At 69.8% G+C, this 1,498-nt stretch carries 1 protein-coding gene and 1 pseudogene; both read right to left on the bottom strand.

The features are described from left to right. Positions 1 to 351, bottom strand: a pseudogene (locus tag B551_RS18050) (DUF3108 domain-containing protein); the annotation flags it as partial. After that, positions 311 to 1,144, bottom strand: a complete 834-nt coding sequence (locus B551_RS18045; RefSeq protein WP_006580140.1) for an IclR family transcriptional regulator — start codon at positions 1,142 to 1,144, stop codon at positions 311 to 313. The gene B551_RS18045 and the pseudogene B551_RS18050, both read right to left, overlap by 41 nt. Positions 1,145 to 1,498: the final 354 nt, after the last annotated feature.

Genomic DNA, 1,498 nt, shown 5'->3' with positions numbered 1-1,498 from the left:
GGTCGCCAGCGGCGGCGCTTCGGTCGGCGCCGGCGGACCAGGCGCCGGTTCGGCAGCGGGTTCAGGTTCCGGCGTGGCAGCCGGCGCGGGAGCGGGTTTGGGAGGGGGACGGCGGGGACGCGGCGGCGGGGTCGGTGCCACGGCAACGGGCTTGGGCGGCAGCAGGATCGCCTCGAGGGCCGGCGTGTCGACCGCGTCCAGCGGAATCAGCGGGCCGGGCATCCGCACCAGTCCGATCAGCACCACCGCATGGGCGATCAGCACGACGGCCAGCGCGACCGCCCAGCGCAGGCGGCGCGCGCGTTTTGCGTCAGGCGTGACCGGCGGTTCCGGTCGGCGGGGTCCCGCCAAGATATCCAAGCTCCGTCGAGATCCGGTGTGCGATCCCGCGCACCTGGCGGTCGATCGCTCCGCCCCATTCTGCATCGAATACCGTCTGCGCGCCCAACACGATCAGCGCCATCGAGACATGGCCGCTGGCATCGAATACCGGAAACGAGATCGCGTTGATGCCGGGCAGCACGCCGCCCAGCGTGCGCGCCGCGCCGTGCGCCCGCACGTCGGCGCACACCGCGTCGTAGTCCGCCAGCGAGCGCGGCAGGTCCGGCAGATTGTCGTCGCGGCGCTCGTTCAGCTCACGCTCGATCAGCGGCAGCGTCTGCTGGCGCGGCAGATAGGCGCCGAACAGCCGTCCGGTGGCCGAATTGAGCATCGGCATCACGTCGCCCAGGCGCAGGCTGACGGTGACCGGATGGCTCGACTCCTCCCAGTGCACCACGGTCGGGCCGTGGTTGCCCCAGACCGCGATGCCGACGGTCTGGTCGATGTCGTCGCGCAGCTGGGACAGGATCGGCCGCGCCTTCTTGACCGGATCGAGCCGGTTCAGACCGGCCAGCCCCAGCTGCAGCGCGAAGGGGCCAAGGTCGTAGCGGCCGCTGACCGGGTCCTGCGCGACCATGCCCAGACGCTGGAAGCTGACCAGATAGCGATGCGCCTTGGCCGGATTCATGTCGGCCGCGGCGGCCAGGTCGCGCAGCATCATCGCGCGCGGCGACGCGGCCAGCGCCTTGAGCAGCTGGAAGCCCACTTCGATGGACTGGATGCCGGTGCGCAGCTTGGCGTCGTCTTCTTCTAGGTCGGTCATGCGTCGAATCGGGACGGGCGGGATGGGCGGGAATCAGGGCGCGTTTGCCGCGCCGGCATGCGGCGCCTTGCCAAACGAGCGGCAGGCAAGCGCGGCAATATAGTTCGATTCCGTCACGTCGCGCTACGCCTCGATCCGTAAATTTACTATAGCGAAATCGATTTACCAGTTTTTAATCCGTCGCTAGACTGCGCAAGGCGTGTCCGACCACGCCGAACCGGCACCACGCCCGTACAACAACATCCCGGAGACCCGCATGCCAGCCCCGCTCGCCGCTGCGCCCACCGCGCGCCTTTCCCTGCCGATCCTGCGTCGCCTGCTGAACGCCGCCGTGTTGAGCGCCGGCGCGCTGGC

Origin of the sequence: Cupriavidus sp. HPC(L) (assembly GCF_000307735.3) — a bacterium.
Lineage (GTDB): Bacteria > Pseudomonadota > Gammaproteobacteria > Burkholderiales > Burkholderiaceae > Cupriavidus.
Note: the sequence above shows the minus strand (reverse complement) of the source record. Positions and strands in the feature narration are given on the sequence as shown.